The organism is Fulvivirga aurantia (assembly GCF_009711475.1).
Lineage (GTDB): Bacteria > Bacteroidota > Bacteroidia > Cytophagales > Cyclobacteriaceae > Fulvivirga > Fulvivirga aurantia.
Window position 1 is genome coordinate 1 of record NZ_SMMD01000564.1, and the last position, 4,084, is coordinate 4,084.

Below are 4,084 nucleotides of genomic sequence, written 5' to 3' on the forward strand. Positions count from 1 at the left end.
TGCTCAGGTTTTTACAGATACAACTCCCACAGTTTTAAAAGATTTTAGTTCTGGGGAGGCAAAGTGGGTAGACTATGATGCGGATGGCGATTTAGATTTATATTTTAGTGGCAGTTCGCAATATGACTTTGAAAATACGGCTATATACACCAATTCAGCAGGAACCTTTACAGAAAATGTAACCACGGGTTTGACACCTTTAAGAAGGGGTTATAGTGCATGGGGTGACCTAAATAATGACGGGTATATTGACCTGGTAAGAGCTGGTTTGCAGGGTGATGGATTCTCGGGTGAGGGTCACTCCTACATAGCAATAAATAACACTGATGGCACTTTCACTGAGCAATACCTGCCTGATAATAAAACTTTTTACGGAGGTGATGTGACTATGGCAGATTTTGATGCGGATGGTGACCTTGATATACTTATTGCGGGGGCAAATAATCAAAATGTATCGGAGTCAAGGTTTTATAGAAATGAAGGTGATGGAAATTTCAGTGCTTTAAGCACCATTTCACTCAAGGGCATGGACAGTGGAAACATAGAAGTTGGAGACTATGACCTTGATGGAGATATTGACATACTCATTTCAGGTAGAGATCGTGTGAATAATGGATCCTTAGAGTATTTCACCAAAGTCTATACAAATAATGGCAACTGGAATTTTAGTGAAGAAAGTGTGGATATAGGCGGTGAGGCTTGGGGTGTAAAATCTGTATGGGGTGATATCGACAGCGATGGGTACCTTGATATAATTACGCAAGGTAGAATTGGAGATGATGTGTATGGTCTATCTGTTTCTCGTGGTTCAGCTATAGGCTTTAGTACCATTTCCGAGACTGGACTTCCCGAACTTGAGTACGTTGACAGGCAAGAATTCATAGACTTTAATAACGATGGCTACCTTGATCTTATAATTGCAGGCAACTATGAAAACAGTGATAATAATGTCAATCTTTATCAAAATAATAGCGACATGACTTTCACAGAAGTTATCAGTGGCTTTGATAAATATAATCAACCAAACTTTGACATAGGTGATTATGACATGGATGGAGACCTTGATGTAATCATGACTGGATATAATTCGTCATATATTGCAAATACCAGCCTCTATATTAACAACTCTTCTACTGCCAATACATCTCCAACTATACCTTCAAGTGTAGCAGCAAGTGTAGATGGAACCAATGTACTCCTATCCTGGTCAACTTCCAATGATAGTGAAACTGCTACAACGGCAATATCTTATAATTTGCGCGTGGGAAGTACGACAGATGGTATAGAAATTAAATCTCCTTCTTCGAACATTACAAACGGACAACGTTATATTTCGCAAATTGGCAATATCGGGACCAATGATTATACTACACTTGAGAATCTTGAGAATGGTACTTACTACTTTGCTGTTCAGGCTATTGACAATAGTATGGGAGCATCTGACTTTTCATTAGAAGGATCCTTCACTATAACCGCAGCCAGTGATTCTCCGGAAGTGCCATCACAACTTAGTGCCGAGTTTTTAAACACTGATAAAATAGAGCTCAATTGGTTGGATCAGGCATCAAATGAAACTTCTTTCCACGTTGAAAGGGCAGTAAATGGTGGGAGCTTTGAGAACTACACCACACTCCCATCAAATACGATGAAATTTGTAGATTCCGAAGTAACAAACGAAACATCCTACACATATAGAATCCAGGCATTAAACGGACCTGAAGTTTCTGGATTTAGTGAGGAGGTTACGATTAATGTACCAGCTCAAGGATTCTACAGCAATATTGATACGGTGAATTTTGTGAATGAGAGGTTTAACTCTACAGGTAGCAGTATGGTTGATTATAATGCTGATGGGTTGTTGGACATATTTATTATAAATTCATTCGATAAATGCTCATTGTATAAAAATCTTGGTGAAAACAATTACATTTCAGTAGCCAATGACTTAAGCGAGTTTACAGGCCAAACCAGATCAATTACTTGGGGTGATATAAATAATGATGGTTATCCAGAAGCCTTTATTACAACTTCATCAGAAAATGCGCTTTTCTTAAATAATGGAGATGACACTTTTACCCGTATAGGGCAAAGTGTATTTACCGCTACTAATGACTCAAATGGGGCGACATGGGGAGATGTAAACAATGACGGCTATATTGATATTTACGTTGCAAACTGGAGCGGAGAAGGAGAACTTTATTTAAACAACCAGGACGATACCTTTACCCAGGTTCTAACTGGAGATCCCATAACAGATGGCATTTCAGCAATTGATGCCACCTTTATTGATATTAATAATGACTCATGGATTGACTTATTTGTGGCAGGATATTTTGACAATAACTCAGTTTATATGAACGACAAATCCGGCAACCTTATAAAACAATCAGACAATACACTTTCAGACTTAAATTATCCAAGCGTAGGTTCGTCTTGGGCGGATTATGATAACGATGGTGATTTTGATGTATTAGTTACCAACAATGTAAATGAACGTGATGAATTCTATGAAAATGACGGAGATGGGAATTTCACCTCTGTAAGCAATGCCATCACAAATGCAATTGTTCAAGGATCCAGTAGTGCCTGGTTGGATTTCGATAATGATGGATGGGAAGATGTTATTATCGTTACTGGAAATTCCAAGGTTTTATTCAGAAACACTGGTGATAAGGAATTTGAGCTTATAGACGAGTATGCACTTTCAAGTACGCAATACTCAGAATCTGTTTCAATTGGTGACTTAGATCAAGATGGCTTCGTAGATATTATTGTCGCCAATGGAGGTGGTAATATTGAAAACGAATTTTTCTACAATAATGGCAACTCAAACAATTGGTTAAAAGTCAGGTTAAATGGCAGTATTAACAATTCTGATGGAATAGGAGCAAATATAAAAGTTAAAACAGACGAACTTTCTATAACTAAGCCAGTCGTTACAAACAGTGGTAATGATGGTCAGTCTGGCTTTGTTAAGCACTTTGGTTTAGCGTCATCATCAACAGCTGAGGTAGAAGTGTTTTGGCCGGATAATGGTATACAAATAGTTTCTGATGTTTCTGCTAACCAAAAAATTGAGGTAATGGAAGTACAGCTCCCTGATACTCCTCTTAGTTTATCAGCTGAATCCATTTCTTATAACATGGTCGAATTAACCTGGGAGGATAATTCTATGAATGAACTAGGCTTTGTCATATACAGATCTGATGATAGTAATGGGACTTTCCAAAGAATTGATACAGTAGCTGCCAATGTTGCATCGTACACTGACACCAATGTTGACCCAATAACAGAATACCATTACAATATTAGGGCTTTTATAGCTGAGGGTACATCCTTTGATTCAAACATACTTGAAGTCACAACACTTGATGCCCCCCCTATTGCTCCTGTTGAACTGTCATTAGAAGTTGTATCGGGCACTCAAATTAGTTTAAATTGGACAGATAATTCCGCCAACGAAGAAGGGTTTGTAGTAGAGCAGTCTATCTCAACTGAAGATAATTGGGTGGTATTAGATTCAACAGCAACTGATATAAACACTTATCAGGCAAAAGGCTTGATAGAAGGTCAGGTGTATTTTTATAGAGTACTTGCATTTAATGAAGGAGGAAATTCTGAATATTCAAATGTGGCATCAGCTTCACCTGTGACTGGCATGCGTGAATCTATTACTGGTAATATCCGTATCTTTCCAAACCCTGCCAGTAATTTGATAATGATTGAAATTCCAAAAAAATTGAGCCCCTCCAGTTATAGTGTCATTAATATGCAAGGAGCGGTGATTCAAAGTGGAACTCTGAACCAGAACAAATCCAACAACTTTATTAAAGTTGACATTTCTCATATAAAATCTGGCGTATATATACTCTCCCTCAAGGGAAGTAATCAAGAACTCAAAACTAAAATGATCATCGACAAATAACTTAACAGTATTGAGCTAATTATAGAAGACTGTGATGAATAATCACAGTCTTTTTTATATCCTCAATTTTCATTTTTAGTCTATTGAAGTTACTGGCTACCCGAGAGAAAATGACAGCTGTTACCGAAGATAATAATTCGCAGGTGATCGGTTTAGATC

Annotated in this window: 1 protein-coding gene; it reads left to right on the forward strand. The window is 37.7% G+C overall.

Annotated features, from left to right (window positions below; genetic code table 11):
• Positions 1-3,925 (forward strand): FG-GAP-like repeat-containing protein (locus E1176_RS04715; protein WP_155209415.1); only part of this gene is annotated, 3,925 nt, incomplete at its 5' end.
• Positions 3,926-4,084 lie beyond the last annotated feature (159 nt).